Origin of the sequence: Zhihengliuella sp. ISTPL4, from assembly GCF_002848265.1 — a bacterium.
Lineage (GTDB): Bacteria > Actinomycetota > Actinomycetes > Actinomycetales > Microbacteriaceae > Microbacterium.
Genome location: NZ_CP025422.1, coordinates 679,190 through 693,257, shown reverse-complemented (window position 1 = coordinate 693,257; position 14,068 = coordinate 679,190). Strand labels below are relative to the sequence as shown.

At 68.4% G+C, this 14,068-nt stretch carries 14 protein-coding genes; 8 read left to right on the top strand and 6 right to left on the bottom strand.

Translation table 11 applies throughout. The features are described 5' to 3' along the window. Positions 1-3 precede the first annotated feature (3 nt). On the bottom strand, positions 4-399 hold the full coding sequence (locus CYL12_RS03350) for an RDD family protein (RefSeq protein ID WP_025103591.1): 396 nt from the start codon (positions 397-399) through the stop codon (positions 4-6). Between the two features lie 147 nt (positions 400-546). Between CYL12_RS03350 and glnA (CYL12_RS03345) the strand changes: the two genes are divergently transcribed. From glnA (CYL12_RS03345) to CYL12_RS03325, 5 genes are all read left to right on the top strand, one after another. After that, positions 547-1,971 carry a type I glutamate--ammonia ligase gene (gene glnA, locus CYL12_RS03345; RefSeq protein WP_025103592.1) on the top strand — a complete coding sequence of 475 codons (1,425 nt, stop codon included), beginning with the start codon at positions 547-549 and terminating at the stop codon, positions 1,969-1,971. 208 nt (positions 1,972-2,179) lie between these two features. After that, positions 2,180-2,470 (top strand): hypothetical protein, encoded by a 291-nt coding sequence (locus CYL12_RS03340; RefSeq protein ID WP_101845531.1) that lies wholly within the window; start codon positions 2,180-2,182, stop codon positions 2,468-2,470. Beyond that, the gene (locus tag CYL12_RS03335; protein ID WP_101845529.1) at positions 2,470-3,759 is read left to right on the top strand and encodes a WXG100 family type VII secretion target; all 1,290 of its coding nucleotides are present in this window, start codon (positions 2,470-2,472) and stop codon (positions 3,757-3,759) included. The genes CYL12_RS03340 and CYL12_RS03335 overlap by 1 nt, the downstream gene beginning before the upstream one ends. 89 nt (positions 3,760-3,848) lie before the next feature. After that, on the top strand, positions 3,849-4,241 hold the full coding sequence (locus CYL12_RS03330) for a hypothetical protein (RefSeq protein ID WP_199399181.1): 393 nt from the start codon (positions 3,849-3,851) through the stop codon (positions 4,239-4,241). Continuing rightward, a complete protein-coding gene (locus tag CYL12_RS03325; RefSeq protein ID WP_101845524.1) occupies positions 4,238-4,522 on the top strand; it encodes a WXG100 family type VII secretion target in 285 nt (94 codons plus the stop codon). Before CYL12_RS03330 ends, CYL12_RS03325 begins: the two co-directional genes overlap by 4 nt. Positions 4,523-4,545: 23 nt before the next feature. Here CYL12_RS03325 and CYL12_RS03320 read toward each other — a convergent pair whose 3' ends face one another. Next, positions 4,546-4,938 carry a VOC family protein gene (locus CYL12_RS03320; RefSeq protein ID WP_101845522.1) on the bottom strand — a complete coding sequence of 131 codons (393 nt, stop codon included), beginning with the start codon at positions 4,936-4,938 and terminating at the stop codon, positions 4,546-4,548. 136 nt (positions 4,939-5,074) lie between these two features. Here CYL12_RS03320 and CYL12_RS03315 point away from each other — a divergent pair, with 136 nt between their 5' ends. Continuing rightward, positions 5,075-6,439: a serine/threonine-protein kinase gene (locus CYL12_RS03315; RefSeq protein ID WP_158297088.1), complete on the top strand. Its 1,365-nt coding sequence runs from the start codon at positions 5,075-5,077 to the stop codon at positions 6,437-6,439. A 148-nt stretch (positions 6,440-6,587) separates the two neighbouring features. Further along, complete coding sequence (locus CYL12_RS03310) at positions 6,588-7,691, top strand: AI-2E family transporter (RefSeq protein ID WP_353615392.1); 1,104 nt, start codon at positions 6,588-6,590, stop codon at positions 7,689-7,691. On the opposite strand, the gene CYL12_RS03305 is transcribed toward CYL12_RS03310, so the two are convergent. From CYL12_RS03305 to CYL12_RS03290, 4 genes are read right to left on the bottom strand one after another with little or no spacing between them, the layout of a single operon-like run. Continuing rightward, positions 7,692-8,612, bottom strand: coding sequence for a diacylglycerol/lipid kinase family protein (locus CYL12_RS03305; RefSeq protein ID WP_101845516.1), 921 nt, complete (start codon positions 8,610-8,612; stop codon positions 7,692-7,694). A 48-nt stretch (positions 8,613-8,660) separates the two neighbouring features. After that, entirely contained in the window at positions 8,661-11,636 is a 2,976-nt protein-coding gene (locus tag CYL12_RS03300) for a bifunctional [glutamine synthetase] adenylyltransferase/[glutamine synthetase]-adenylyl-L-tyrosine phosphorylase (RefSeq protein ID WP_101845514.1), read from the bottom strand. Between the two features lie 7 nt (positions 11,637-11,643). Further along, positions 11,644-12,981, bottom strand: a complete 1,338-nt coding sequence (gene glnA / locus CYL12_RS03295) for a type I glutamate--ammonia ligase (RefSeq protein ID WP_071329447.1) — start codon at positions 12,979-12,981, stop codon at positions 11,644-11,646. A 2-nt stretch (positions 12,982-12,983) separates the two neighbouring features. Then, positions 12,984-13,223, bottom strand: a complete 240-nt coding sequence (locus CYL12_RS03290; protein WP_101845512.1) for a hypothetical protein — start codon at positions 13,221-13,223, stop codon at positions 12,984-12,986. 81 nt (positions 13,224-13,304) lie between these two features. Between CYL12_RS03290 and ppgK the strand changes: the two genes are divergently transcribed. Continuing rightward, positions 13,305-14,051, top strand: a complete 747-nt coding sequence (gene ppgK, locus CYL12_RS03285; protein ID WP_025103605.1) for a polyphosphate--glucose phosphotransferase — start codon at positions 13,305-13,307, stop codon at positions 14,049-14,051. Positions 14,052-14,068: the final 17 nt, after the last annotated feature.

Genomic DNA, 14,068 nt, shown 5'->3' with positions numbered 1-14,068 from the left:
GCGTCAGGCTCGGATGAGGACCGTGCCCACGGCCTTGTCGTGCAGACCGCGCTGATCCGGGTCCCACACGACGGCCGGGATCACGATCAGGAGCAGCAGGGTGCGCACGATCGGGCGCCACAGACCGACCCATCCGCCGTCCAGACGGACGACGCGCATACCGAGGATGCGGTGCCCAGGGCTGCCGCCGGCGGTCGGGATGAAGAGGATCTGTACCACGCCGAAGATGAGCAGCGTGGCGAACGGGTCGTACTGGAAGAACGCGACGGAGAGGATGACGGCTGCCGTCCAGTCGATCGCGAGGGCTCCGATCCGACGTCCAGGGCGACCGATGCTCCCCGGTCCGGACTCCGGGAGTCCGAGTCGCTCACCGGGGTACGTGTTCACAGCATCCGTCACCCCTCCAGCCTACCGAGGCTGTGGATGCCCTCCGATCCTGCTCACGCTGTAACACGGACGAAACAAAGCGGATACCGTGGAGAAATCCCCCGTCCGTACTGTGCAGAGTGGCCCCGAAGCCATCGATCCGCATCACAGGAGTCGTACATGTTCAAAGATTCGTCCGAGGTACTGGCCTACATCAAGGAGAACGACGTCAAATTCCTTGACATCCGTTTCACCGACCTCCCTGGTGTGCAGCAGCACTTCAACATCCCTGCGGCGACGGTCGACGAGGCCTTCTTCACGGACGGACAGCTGTTCGACGGCTCCTCCATCCGCGGCTTCGCCAGCATCCACGAGTCGGACATGCAGCTCATCCCGGATGTGACGACGGCGTACATCGACCCCTTCCGCGAGGCGAGCACGCTCGTGATGATCTTCGATATCTACAACCCGCGCACCGGCGAGATCTACTCGAAGGACCCGCGTCAGGTCGCGAAGAAGGCGGAGAAGTACCTCACCTCCACCGGCATCGCCGACACCGCGTTCTTCGCCCCCGAGGCCGAGTTCTACATCTTCGACGACGTGCGCTACTCCGTGACCGCCGGCGAGAGCTTCTACAAGGTCGACTCCGAGGAGGCCGCGTGGAACACCGGCCGCGAGGAGGAGGGCGGGAACCTCGCCAACAAGACCCCCTACAAGGGCGGCTACTTCCCCGTCAGCCCGGTCGACAAGACGGCCGACCTGCGCGACGACATCACTCTCAAGCTCATCGATGCGGGCTTCATCCTCGAGCGCTCCCACCACGAGGTGGGCACGGCCGGCCAGCAGGAGATCAACTACCGCTTCGACACCATGGTGCACGCGGCGGACGACATCCTGAAGTTCAAGTACATCGTCAAGAACACCGCCGAGGAGTGGGGCAAGGTCGCCACCTTCATGCCGAAGCCGCTGTACGGCGACAACGGCTCGGGTATGCACACCCACCAGTCGCTGTGGAACGACGGCAAGCCGCTGTTCTACGACGAGGCCGGCTACGGTCAGCTCAGCGACATCGCGCGGTGGTACATCGGCGGCATCCTGGCACACGCGCCGGCACTGCTCGCCTTCACCAACCCGACGCTGAACAGCTACCACCGTCTGGTCAAGGGCTTCGAGGCTCCGGTCAACCTGGTCTACTCGGCCGGGAACCGCTCCGCTGCGATCCGTATCCCGATCACGGGCTCGAACCCGAAGGCCAAGCGCATCGAGTTCCGCGCCCCCGACGCCTCGGGCAACCCGTACCTCGCCTTCGCTGCGCAGCTCATGGCGGGTCTTGACGGCATCAAGAACCGTATCGAGCCGCACGAGCCCGTCGACAAGGACCTCTACGAGCTCCCGCCCGAGGAGGCCAAGAACATCCCGCAGGTGCCGAACTCCCTGCTGGACTCGCTCGAGGCGCTCCGCGCCGACCACCAGTTCCTCCTCGAGGGTGGCGTGTTCACCGAGGAGCTCATCGAGACCTGGATCTCCTACAAGTACGAGAACGAGATACTTCCGATCGCTCAGCGTCCGCACCCGTTCGAGTACGAGCTGTACTTCGGCGTCTGAGCCGACCGCGGATCGCGAAAGAGCCCGTCCCCATCTGGGGGCGGGCTGTTTCGCTGTGTAAGGGAACCGTGCGACGAAAGCAACCATGCGCCTGAGTACTCATTTGGGGATGTTTCACCCACATATTCATACATTCCGTCCTATCATGTGACGCCGTCTTCGCCTATGCTCGATTCCGCAGCCGGGGGGCTCGCAGGAAGAGGGCGGCATGTCGCAGGACTATGAGGTCGACACGGACGTGTTGCGGACGATGGCGGCGAAGACGCGGCGCATCATCGCAGACGTCGGGTCGACCGACCTCACCCCGTCGACGAGCGCCGGCCACGAGTGGGTGGTCGCAGCCTCTGGGCGGTTCGCCGAAGCCTGGTCTGCGGGCCTCGCGGCCCGGGTGACAGACAGCGACGATTTCACCGAGCGTTTGGCGACGACGGCCCGGATCTTCGACGAGGGGACGGATGCCGCGAAGGCCGAGGTCGATGCAATGATCTGGGAAGAGTGATGGAGCTCGGGCAGACCCGGTCCGCCGCCGCTCTCATTCCCGGCTCCCCCGGCGAGGTCAGGGCGACGGCCGAGGCGTGGAAGGCACACGGCCTGGCTGCGGCCCGGGTGCACGACCAGCTCGCGACGCTCGATGATGAGGGTACCTGGACGGGCGAGGCCTACGACGCGTACCTGGCGCGCTTCGATCGTCAGCTGCTGCACTGGTCGAACGCCGGCGACGGCCTCCGCGAGGGCGCTCATGCCCTGTTCACCTGGGCGGATGCGCTGGAGTGGGCGCAAGAGGAGGCCGCGCGCGCCATCACCCTGTGGGACGAGGCCGAGCAGCAGGCCGCCACGGCACTGGCCGCGCACCGCACTTACGTCCGGGAGCTTCGGGTCGGGCGGGGCCTACGGCACCCGGACATGGATGTGCCGTTCGTCGACCCGTCCGGTCCGGCGCATGAACAGGCCAGAGAGGTGCTGTTCAACGCCCGGGCGACGCTGGAGGTGTTCGCCCGGGACTGCGCTGTCCGATTGGACCGGGCTGCAGAGGCCGCGCGCATGCCGCTCACCGAGGCTGAGGCCGCGACCGCAGCCGAGCATGCCGTCACCGAGGCGGTGTTCACCCTTGCTGTCGTGCAGCCGTTCCAGGCCACGATGGACATGCTCGCCGTCTCCGCGCAGACGCTGTGGGAGCACCCGGACATCATCCTCGAACTCCTCGGCGGGGCTGCGACCTTCATCGGAGGCGCCGCACTCGCTGTCGGTGGCGGAGGTCTGACGGTAACCGGAGTCGGTGCCATCGCCGGCGCACCCGCCATCGCCGCCGCAGGTGTCGGGGTCGCCGGCGTCGGTGCCGGACTCATCGGCGATGCAACCGGGCGGTGGTTCCGCGAAACCGACAGAGCCGCCGACCCCCGCAAGGGCGTCGATCGCGGGGATGGACGAGACTACGAGGGCAAATACGCAAACGGTCAGGAGAACAAGCCGTGGGTCGACAAAGAGAAGATCGGACTTGACCAGTATGCGGACGAGCACGGCGCGGAGGTGCTCCGCACGAAAGTCCGGGTCGACTATGACGGATCTCCTCAGAACGGCCGCATCTACGACGGACTCGAGCGAAACAGCGACGGCACCTATACCGCGATCGAGGTGAAGTCAGGAGAGTCGGCTCGATCCTCCTATAACAGCGCGGGAAGCACGCAAAGGCAGTTCGATGACAGCGTGAACGCTGGCATCCCGGCGCATGGCAAACTCGATGGCGACCCCATCGTTATCACACACGTCGAAGTGAGGTACGTTCCTTGACGTTTTACGGACCGTTCGCGGAGACAACCCCGCGAGGGATGACCGGATGGATCAGCGACCGTCGCCGCCCCATCCCGGATCATCTGCGCATGATGCTCGGGCACCTCGACGGGCAAGAGAAGTTCACGTACGTAATCTGGCGAGCCCCGAACCTCGAGAGCATCATCGTCACTCCGCAAGATGGCGGAGACGGGTTCATCCAGGCGGCCGGTTCAGCCGATCAGATGACCGTGGAAGTTCGGCTCCCCGGGCCTGACGGCGAAAGCCACCTGTATACGGTCGGGCGTGCCGAGCCCGTCGACGGGACGACGACTCTGATCCCGATCAGTCAGACCCGTGCCGTGCGCGTGTTCTCGAACGAGGTGTTCACCGCCGACGAAGCCGCGGTCATCTTCTACACGTACTACCTCACCGACGCCGTCGCTCAGCCGTATGTCCTCCGCGAGCTCGACCTCAGCCAGGAGCTGTCGGAGGAACGATGAGAGTCGCCGTCCGTCACGACGCCATCGCCGACACCGTCGCGCGTCTCGCCCTCACCGTCCGGCAGTTCCAGGAGCAGCTCGACACCCTCGACGCGGAGGCCGCTCGACTTCGATCCTCATGGTCCGGTGAGGCGCAGGCCGCATACGACCGTGCCCACCAGGACTGGGACACCGCCATCCGCCGGATGAAGGCCGCCCTCGCCGAAGCCAACCGCCGACTCATCACCGCGAACGCCATCTCCAGGGAGACCGCCAGCACCGCCGCCCGCCTCTGGCGGTAACGGCGCTCCGGGCAGGGCCCGCGTCAGCGCTCGTCGGCGACGATCTCGGCCTTGAAGCCCGCGGAGTTCTCCAGCCATCCGGCGTAGTGATCCGGCCCACCGGCGTGCGGGTAGCGCTCCGCGTACAACGGCCGCCAGCCGTGCCCGGGGACCGCCGCCATGATCGCGTCCACTCGGCTCGGCGGGCCCGCCGCAAAGGCGAGGTGGTTCACGCCGGGAGCGCGACGATCGTGTTCACTGCCGCTGAGGTTCGGGGATGTGGTGAGGGTGACGTACGCGCCACCCGCCTCCCAGGACTCGCCCTCCGGCCACGCGCTGGCGCGGACGAACCCGACCGCACCGAGCAGCCACCCCCACTCAGCTCGCGCCGACACGAGGTCGGCGACCCAGACCTCCACGTGGTGAATCCCTGCCATTCGTCCAGTCTCCCAGCTCGCGGCGGATCCGTAGTTGCAGGTGTCGGCCTCCACGTCAACCCCAACGCAGTGTTTTTTCTGCGCGGATACCGTGAAGACATCGTCGGGATACCCGGTCCCGCCAGTGGAGGACGCCGTGATCACCCAGGAAGCCCCGCCCACCGCCGCGCTTCTGGACGGCCGCTACCGCCTGGCGGAGGCTGTCGGCATGGGTGGCATGGCGACCGTGTATCGCGCCGAGGACATCGCCCTCGAACGCACCGTCGCGGTGAAGATGTTCCGCGAATCCGACGATGCCGTCGTGTCCGTGGAGCGGGTGCATTCGGAGAAGGCGCTCCTCGCGGGGCTCAACCACCCGGGCCTGGTCACCCTCCTCGACGCGCACCTCGAGCCCGCCCGACCGAAGTACCTCGTGATGGAGTACGTGCCGGGACCGACTTTGAGCAAGCGAATGGCCCGCGCAACGGTCGCACCTCGGGAGATCGCTACGATCGGGGCGGACATCGCCTCCGCCCTCCACGCCGTGCACAGCGCCGGCATCGTGCACCGCGACATCAAGCCCTCGAATGTCCTGCTCACCCCGCCGGCTGACACGAACGGCCGATGGAGCGCGAAGCTCGCGGACTTCGGGATCGCCTGCACGATCGACACGTCCCGAGTCACCACCCCCGGAATCGTGCTCGGCACGCTGACCTACATGGCGCCGGAGCAGTTGCGCAGCGGTGAGATCCGTCCCGCGGTCGACATCTACGCGCTCGGTCTCGTCCTGTTGGAGGCGCTCACCGGCAAGCCCGGCTTCGCCCCCACCCTCAGCGTCGAATCCGCCCTCGCCCGACTCCACATCGCGCCGGAGATCCCCGCGGAGCTGGGGTCGGAGTGGGTCGGGCTGCTCACCGCGATGACGGCGATCGAGCCCGAAGCACGGCCGCACGCTCTGGAGGTCGAAAGCGAACTGCGCCGGCTGGTCGATCTCCCCGTCACCGAAGACATGGCAGCGGACCTCACCGTGCCGCTCCCGGCGCCGACGGCAGGCGCCCTCCCCCGCACCCGCGCCGAGGCCCGCGCCCGTCGTCGCGCCGCTTCCGCGCGCCCCGGGGCATCCCCGGCGCGGCCCACGCGCCGTCGTCGCGAGTCCCTGCTCATCGCCGCCGTGGTCGTCCTCGGCGCGGTGACCACCGCCTCCGCAGCACTGGTCGGACACGGCGAGCAGGCTCTCGCCAGCTCGGGCGCCGTCTTCGACGGTGCGTCGAGGATCCTCGACAGCGTCGAGGACTCCGTGCCGGTCGAGCCGGCTCCCGCGGACGCCGTCGTCGACTCCGAGCCGGCGGAGACCGTCGCTGTGGAGCCGGTGGCCGCGACCCCGGTGGCACCGACGGCACCGGTCACTGAGTCGGTCGCCGAGGAGAGCCTGCCCGAGAACGCCGCACCGCAGGCGCAGGAGAACCGAGGCAAGAGCCCGGGCCGCGACGGCAACAACGGCAAGGGCAACAGCAGCCACTGACCCGACGCTCCCGACGCCCGCCGAGCCGGCGGGTGTCGCTGAGCAGCGCGCGGGACCGGGTGGAGGATGATCGAGTGTCGAGTGTCGACAGAGGGAGAGGACCATGCGTCGCAGGAAGTTGATCGCACCGCCGGATCAGGCACCCAGCGTGTCCGCACAGCGGCGGTCGCCGACGAGCGTAGTCGCCGGTGCCAGGGCGAACCCCTTCATGTTCGGTCTCCTCGGTGCCCTCGGAGTGCTCGTCGCGCTCATGATCGGCGGCATCGTCGGCCAGCTCGCCACCGTGCTGGTCTACATCGGCGTCGCTCTCTTCTTGGCGCTCGGCCTCGATCCGATCGTGCGGTTCATCGAGCGTAAGCTCCCCCGTCCGGCGGCCGTCGCCGTAGTCGTGATCGGCGTGCTCCTCGCCTTCGCCGGGATCGTTCTGGCCATCGTCCCGACGCTGGTGGAGCAGATCGGGAACCTCATCAAAGACGGTCCGGAGATGATCAAGGAGTTCACGAAGAGCGCCTGGTTCAAGGACGTCAGCGGACAGTTCGGCGGGACGATCCAGGACGCCATCGACGGCGCGCTCGGCTTCGTGCAGAACCCGGACAACTTCCTCGACATCGGCGGCGGCGTCTTCGCGGTCGGTGCAGGGATCGCCGGAGGACTGACCGGCGTCACGATCGTGCTCATCCTCACGCTGTACTTCATGGCGTCGCTGCGCAGCATGAAGCGGGTGGCCGCCCGGTTCGTCCCTGCTTACCAGCGCGACACGTTCAGCGAGCTCCTGGAGGACGTCTCCAGTGCCGTCGGGCGCTACGTCATCGGTCAGGCGAGCCTCGCGCTCACCAACGGCATCCTGAGCCTCATCTTCCTGACCATCATCGGCGCGCCGGTGCCGGCGCTGCTCGCGCTGATCGCCTTCATCGGTTCGATGATCCCGCTCGTCGGAACGCTCTCGGCGTCGATCATCATCTCGCTGATCTGCCTGTTCGTCTCGCCCTCGACCGCGCTGTTCGCGATCATCTACTACCTGATCTACATGCAGATCGAGGCGTACGTGCTCTCCCCGCGGATCATGAACAAGGCCGTCGACGTCCCCGGCGCACTGGTGGTCATCGCTGCGGTGGCCGGTGGCGCGCTCGGCGGGATCCTGGGCGCTCTCGTCGCCATCCCGGTCGCCGCGAGCATCATCATCGTCGTGCAGAAGGTCGTCTTCCCCAACCAGGACAGGAAGAGGACGCCGCCGGCGGTGACCGTCGCCTGATCAGCGGACGAGCACGGCTCCCGGCTGCACCCGGACGGTGAACGCGTCGATCTCGCCGATCTCCTCGCCGTCGATCTCGAACATCTGCGGCGCGGATAGCTGCACGCGGATCCGCTCCGCCGAAACGTGAGTCGTGGAGTCCGTGCTGACCGCCTGGTCGACGTTCCCGATCATCCGACGGATGCCGTTGTCCCAGACGACCGAGCGGACGGTGTCGAGCCACTGCAGTGCCCCGTCGGAGCTGATGAGCAGCATGTCGAGGAGGCCGTCGTCGAGGACGGCGTCCGGCAGGAGACGGATGCCTCCCTGGAGCATGCCGCAGTTGCCGACGAGCAGGGTGTGCCCACGCACCTCCTCCGGTTCCTCGTCGTCCAGCTGCAGCGTGATGTCCGTCATCTCGGTACCCGCGAGTGCCCGCCCCATCGCTTCCACGTAGGCGAGCCAGCCGGCGCGATCCTTGAGGTCGTCGTTGGTCTCCACGAGCATCTGCGCGTCGACGCCGAAGCCGACCATGACGGAGAAAGCGTGCTCCTCGCCGTCGAACTCCACCCAGCCGAGATCGATGCGGTGGGGCTCGGAGTCGCGGATGTGCTCGAGCGCCGGGAGCACGCCCTCGAGCGGCACGCCGAGGTTGCGCGCGAGCAGGTTGCCGGTGCCCTGCGGCACGATCCCGAGAGCGACCTCGGTGCCGACCAGAGCCTCCGCCACGGCGCGGATCGTGCCGTCGCCGCCGACCGCGATGACGAGGGCACAGCCCTCCTCCACCGCTTTCGCCGCGACGCCACGGCCGGGGTCATCCGGAGTCGTCTCGCCCCACCGCACGTCGGCCTCCTCGCCGAAGGCGATGGTGACGGCCTCGCCGAGAACATCCCGGTCGGACTTCGTCGGGTTCCAGATCACGCCGATGCGAGGAGAGGTCATACGCTCACTCTGAGCGACGGACGGCGATCGTGCAACTCGACCGGCCGTCTAGCCGTAGAAGAGCTGCTCGAAGGTCCTCCGGGCGCGCCGCGTGACGGCCAGGTACTCCTCTTCGAGTGGTGTCGCCGACCGCGGCGGATAGCCGAGAAGTCGGGCCAGGGCATCGAGCTGACGGCGATCAGCGGGCAGCACGTCGCTCGTCTGACCCGTCAGGAGAGTGATCCCCGAGCGGAGCCGGCTCGACAGCAGCCACGCCGTCCGGAGGCGCTCCCCGTCGTCCTCCTCGACGAGCCCGGCCTCCACCGCGGCGTCGAGCGCCTGCAGGGTCGACGTGGTCCGCAGGCCCGGGACATCGGTCGCGTGCTGCAGCTGGAGAAGCTGCACGAGCCACTCCACGTCGCTGAGAGTCCCCGGCCCGAGCTTGAGGTGACGACGCGGGTCGGTTCCCTGCGGGAGCCTCTCCCCCTCGACCCTGGCCTTGATCCGCTTGATCTCCCGGAGGCCCTGGAGGTCGACCGCCTGCGGGTACCGGATACTGTCCGCGAGTTCCATGAACCGCCCCATGAGCTTCGCGCTGCCCGCGACACCACGCGCCCGCAGCAGCGCCTGAGCCTCCCACGACAGCGACCAGCGACGGTAGTAGGCCGCGTAGGCGTCGATGGACCGCACGATCGGACCGTTGCGCCCCTCCGGCCGCAGACCCGCGTCGAGGTCGAGTGGAAGGCGATGATCGGTCAGATGCTCGCGCAGACCCGCCACGATCCTCGTCGCGAGCTTCTCCGCCCTGCCGGGGTCGACGCCGTTCGCGTCGTACACGTAAAGGACGTCCGCATCGGACCCGAAGCCGAGCTCCGCACCGCCGAACCTCCCCATGCCGATGACCGCGAAGTCGAGCGCTGCGTCCTCCGGCGGGACGGCCTCGCGGAGAACGGCGCGGAGGCCGGCCTGGATCGTCGCATCCGTGATGTCGGTGAGCGCGGTGGCCACCTCCTCGATGGTGACGACGTCGAGCACCGCGGCCATGGCGGTCCGCAGGAGTTCGCGACGCCGCAGAGCCCGCACGGCCCGCAGCGCGTCGGCGACCGTCTCATGGCGCGTCTGGATCGCTCGGGCCTCCTCGTCCAGCGCTCGCGCGCTGCGTGGACGCAGCCGTTCGGCGCTGTCCAGCCAGGCCACCGACTCCGGGATCCACTCCAGCAGCTCCCCGATGTACCGCGAAGACGACAGCAGCCGAGTGAGGCTTTCGGCTGCCCCGGACGAATCCCGCAGCATGCGCAGGAACCACGATGTGTCGCCCAGTCGCTCGCTGATGCGGCGGAAGGCCAGGAGACCGTAGTCGGGGTCGCTGCCATCGGCGAACCAGCGCACCATGACGGGCATCAGGTGCCGCTGGATCGTCGCCTTGCGGCTGAGTCCCCGTGTCAACGCGCCGATGTGCCGCAGTGCTCCCGCCGGGTCGCGGAAGCCGATCGCAGCGAGCCGGTCGTGGGCCTGCTCCGCGGAAAGGGTGCGCTCCTCCTCGGGCAGCCCGGCCACGGCGCTCAGCAGCGGGCGGTAGAAGAGGCGGGTATGGATGTCGCGCACTTCGCGCCGGACGCTCTCCCAGCGGGCCCAGACGCCCTCGCCCGTGTCCGCCAGCTTCGTGCTGCGGGCCAGGATGCGCAGCCCCGCCGGCGTCTTGGGCATGAGGTGGGTGCGGCTGAGGTCGCGCAGCTGCAGTCGGTGCTCCATGAGCCGCAGCACGCGGTAGTCGTCCGCGAAGGTCCCCGCATCCGCCCGACCGATGTAGCCGCCGGCGACCAGCGCGTCAAGGCTCTCCAGCGTGCCACGCGTGCGCAGCGACTCGTCGGTGAGACCGTGCACGAGCTGCAGGAGCTGCACCGTGAACTCGATGTCGCGCAGCCCGCCAGCGCCGAGCTTGAGCTGGTACGGGGCGTCCTCCGGGTCGATGTGCTCCATGACCCGCTCGCGCATCCGCTGGACGCTCTCGACGAACTCCTCCCTGGCGGCGCTCGACCACACGCGCGGCTGCACGGCATCGATGTAGGCGGCGCCCAGTGCGGGATCGCCGGCGAGAGGACGAGCCTTCAGCAGCGCCTGGAACTCCCAGCTCTTCGCCCACCGGTCGTAGTACGCGACGTGGGACGCGAGGGAGCGGACGAGGGCGCCCTGTTTGCCCTCGGGACGCAGCGCCGCATCGACCTCCCAGAGCGGCGGTTCGACCTCGATGGCGCTGAGGTGGCGCATGGTGTCCCTGGCCAGACGCGTGGCGATGTCGATCGCCTGCGGCTCGGACAGCGCCTCCTCGTCGGACGTGCCGCCGACGAAGATGACATCGACGTCGCTGACGTAGTTGAGCTCCCTGGCGCCGGCCTTCCCCATGCCGATCACGGCCAGCTGGGCCGTGGCGACGGCGTCGCGCCCCGCCGACGGCGCCTGGCGGGTGCGGGCGATCGCGAGCGAAGCCTCGAGGGCGGCGCCGGCGAGGTCCGCAAGCGAAGCCGCAACCGCGGCGACGACATCCTCGGGTCGCGGGTGGCTGAGATCGAACGCCGCGATCTCCGCGAGGTTCCGGCGATACGCGACGCGCAGGGCCACGACCGTCTCGTCCTCTGCCGAGGCAGCGAATCCGTCCTCCGCCCCGACGGCGGCGAGAAGACGATCGCGCCACACGTCCGCCGCGGGCAGCGCCTCGGTCCGAGTTGCAAGGACGCCGAGCTCATCGGGGTGGCGCAGGAAGAACTCGGCCAGGCCCACGGAGGCGCCGAAGACGCGCCAGACGCGCCGACGCGTCTCCTCGTCGTCGACAAGCGCCTGCAACGCCGAGGGGTCTCGTCGCGCCACCCGCAGCATCCCGCGGACGGCCGCATCCGGGTCCGCCGCGACCGCCGCCTCGAGCAGCATCGCGCGCGGCACGCCGAGCAGACTCTCCAGCTCCGCCAGCGACGCCGCGGCGTCGCTCAGTTCGGCGAAGCCCAGCCGGGCGAGGGCCGACAGAGAGACGGAGGCGTCCGGGCGAGCCATGCCGCGCTCAGAGGAGCTCGAGGTTGTTCTTCAGCTCCAGCGGCGTGACCTGCCCGCGGTACGCCTCCCACTCCTTGCGCTTGTTGAGGAGCACGTAGTTGAACACCTGCTCCCCCAGCGTCTCCGCGACGAGTTCCGAGGCCTCCATGTACTCCAGGGCGTGGTCGAGGCTCGCCGGCAGGGCGGAGTACCCCAGCGCCCGGCGCTCGGCATCGCTCAGCGCCCAGACGTTGTCCTCCGCCTCCGGCGGAAGCTCATACCCCTCCTCGATGCCCTTGAGGCCGGCGGCGAGCATGAGCGCGTACGCGAGGTACGGGTTCGCTGCGGAATCGAGCGCGCGGTACTCGACGCGCGACGACTGTCCCTTGTTCGGCTTGTACATCGGGACGCGGACGAGCGCGGACCGGTTGTTGTGACCCCAGGTGATGAAGCTGGGCGCCTCGTCGCCACCCCAGAGTCGCTTGTACGAATTGACGAACTGGTTGGTCACGGCGGAGATCTCGTTGGCGTGCTTGAGCAGGCCTGCGATGAAGTGACGGCCTGTCTTGGAGAGCTGGTACTTCGCGCCCTCCTCGTAGAAGGCGTTCTGGTCACCCTCGAACAGCGACATGTGCGTGTGCATGCCGCTGCCGGGCTGGCCGCTGAGAGGCTTCGGCATGAACGTCGCGTACACGCCCTGCTCGATCGCGACCTCCTTGATGACTGTGCGGAAGGTCATCACGTTGTCCGCGGTGGTGAGGGCGTCGGCGTAGCGCAGGTCGATCTCGTTCTGGCCGGGGCCGCCCTCGTGGTGGCTGAACTCGACGGAGATGCCGAGGTCCTCCAGCATGCGGACGGAGCGCCGACGGAAATCGTGGGCGGTGCCGCCGGGGACGTTGTCGAAGTAGCCGGCGGAGTCGACGGGCACGGGACCCTCGGGTCCGAACGAGGACGACTTGAGCAGGTAGAACTCGATCTCGGGGTGCGTGTAGAACGTGAAGCCCGCATCGGCGGCCTTCGCGAGCGTCCGCTTCAGCACGTGACGGGGATCGGCCACGGCAGGCTGCCCGTCGGGCGTCGTGAGGTCGCAGAACATGCGAGCGGTCGGATCGATCTCCCCCCGCCACGGCAGCGTCTGGAAGGTCGTCGGGTCGGGCTGGGCGAGCAGATCGGACTCGTAGGTGCGGGTCAGCCCCTCAATGGCGGAGCCGTCGAACCCGATACCCTCCGCGAAGGCGCCCTCGACCTCGGCCGGCGCGATGGCGACGGACTTGAGCGTGCCGATCACGTCGGTGAACCAGAGGCGCACGAACTTGACGCCGCGCTCCTCGATCGTCCGGAGGACGAAGTCCCTCTGCTTGTCCATGGCTACTCTGCGCCCTGGCCCTTCTCTGCACCGAAACCGCTGGAGGGCTTCGCGTCCCAGCCCTGCTCCGCGGCCTCTTCCTCGGCCCAGGCACGCGACCGCTCCTTGAGGACCTCGGGGGCGCGGTGCGCCTCGGCCTCGGTGTCGAACGGACCGATGCGGTCGATGGACGGCGACAGCATGCCGAACTCGACCTCGCCCGTGGCGGAGTTGTACCAGTACTTGTGATCGCCGTCGGTCATGGCTGCTCCTTCTTCCCGCGAGCGGTTGGGGTGATGTCATCGATCCTACTGGCGTGCACCGTGGTCGCTAAGCTATCGGCCATGGCAAAAGCGATCGGCGTCGACATCGGCGGCACGGGCATCAAAGCGGGAATCGTCGACCTCGAACACGGCACCATGGCCTCGGATCGGGTGCGCGTGCCCACTCCGGCCGGCGCGGCGCCGGAAGACGTGCTGGTCGCGGTGCAGACCGTCCTGAAGACGCTCGACGTGCACGAGTCGACCCTGCCGCTCGGTGTGGCGTTCCCCGCGATCGTCAAGCGCGGCAAGACGCTGTCCGCCGCCAACGTCTCGAAGGAGTGGATCGACTTCGATGCCGAGCGCTTCTTCCGCGACGGCCTCGGCCGGAACATCGTCTTCGTGAATGACGCGGACGCCGCCGGCGTCGCGGAGGCCCGCCACGGCGCGGCGCGCGACGTGCTCGGCTTCACGCTGTTGACCACGCTCGGCACCGGGATCGGGTCCGCGTTCCTGTATGACGGCGTCCTGCTGCCGAACACGGAGCTCGGTCATCTGAACTTCCGCGAGTACGAGTCCGTCGAGACCTATGCGGCCACCTCGGCGCGCGAGCGCGAGGGCCTGAGCTGGGAGGAGTGGGCCGAGCGCCTGCAGGCGTTCTACTCGCACATCGAGTTCCTGTTCAGCCCCGACCTGTTCGTGGTCGGCGGCGGCGTGTCGAAGAACGCGGGCGACTTCCTGCCTCTGCTCGACCTGAAGACGCCGATCGTCCCGGCGATCCACCGCAACAACTCCGGCATCATCGGCGCGGCCTCGCTCGCCGGCGACTGACCCTTCGACCGGCTCAG

Excerpts from the sequence above, each read along its gene's own strand:
- CYL12_RS03290 (WP_101845512.1), bottom strand. The coding sequence starts at position 13,223 with ATGACCGACGGCGATCACAAGTACTGGTACAACTCCGCCACGGGCGAG.
- CYL12_RS03325 (WP_101845524.1), top strand. The coding sequence starts at position 4,238 with ATGAGAGTCGCCGTCCGTCACGACGCCATCGCCGACACCGTCGCGCGT.
- CYL12_RS03340 (WP_101845531.1), top strand. The coding sequence starts at position 2,180 with ATGTCGCAGGACTATGAGGTCGACACGGACGTGTTGCGGACGATGGCG.
- CYL12_RS03320 (WP_101845522.1), bottom strand. The coding sequence starts at position 4,938 with ATGGCAGGGATTCACCACGTGGAGGTCTGGGTCGCCGACCTCGTGTCG.
- glnA (WP_025103592.1), top strand. The coding sequence starts at position 547 with ATGTTCAAAGATTCGTCCGAGGTACTGGCCTACATCAAGGAGAACGAC.
- CYL12_RS03305 (WP_101845516.1), bottom strand. The coding sequence starts at position 8,612 with ATGACCTCTCCTCGCATCGGCGTGATCTGGAACCCGACGAAGTCCGAC.
- ppgK (WP_025103605.1), top strand. The coding sequence starts at position 13,305 with ATGGCAAAAGCGATCGGCGTCGACATCGGCGGCACGGGCATCAAAGCG.
- glnA (WP_071329447.1), bottom strand. The coding sequence starts at position 12,981 with ATGGACAAGCAGAGGGACTTCGTCCTCCGGACGATCGAGGAGCGCGGC.
- CYL12_RS03335 (WP_101845529.1), top strand. The coding sequence starts at position 2,470 with ATGGAGCTCGGGCAGACCCGGTCCGCCGCCGCTCTCATTCCCGGCTCC.
- CYL12_RS03330 (WP_199399181.1), top strand. The coding sequence starts at position 3,849 with ATGATGCTCGGGCACCTCGACGGGCAAGAGAAGTTCACGTACGTAATC.
- CYL12_RS03300 (WP_101845514.1), bottom strand. The coding sequence starts at position 11,636 with ATGGCTCGCCCGGACGCCTCCGTCTCTCTGTCGGCCCTCGCCCGGCTG.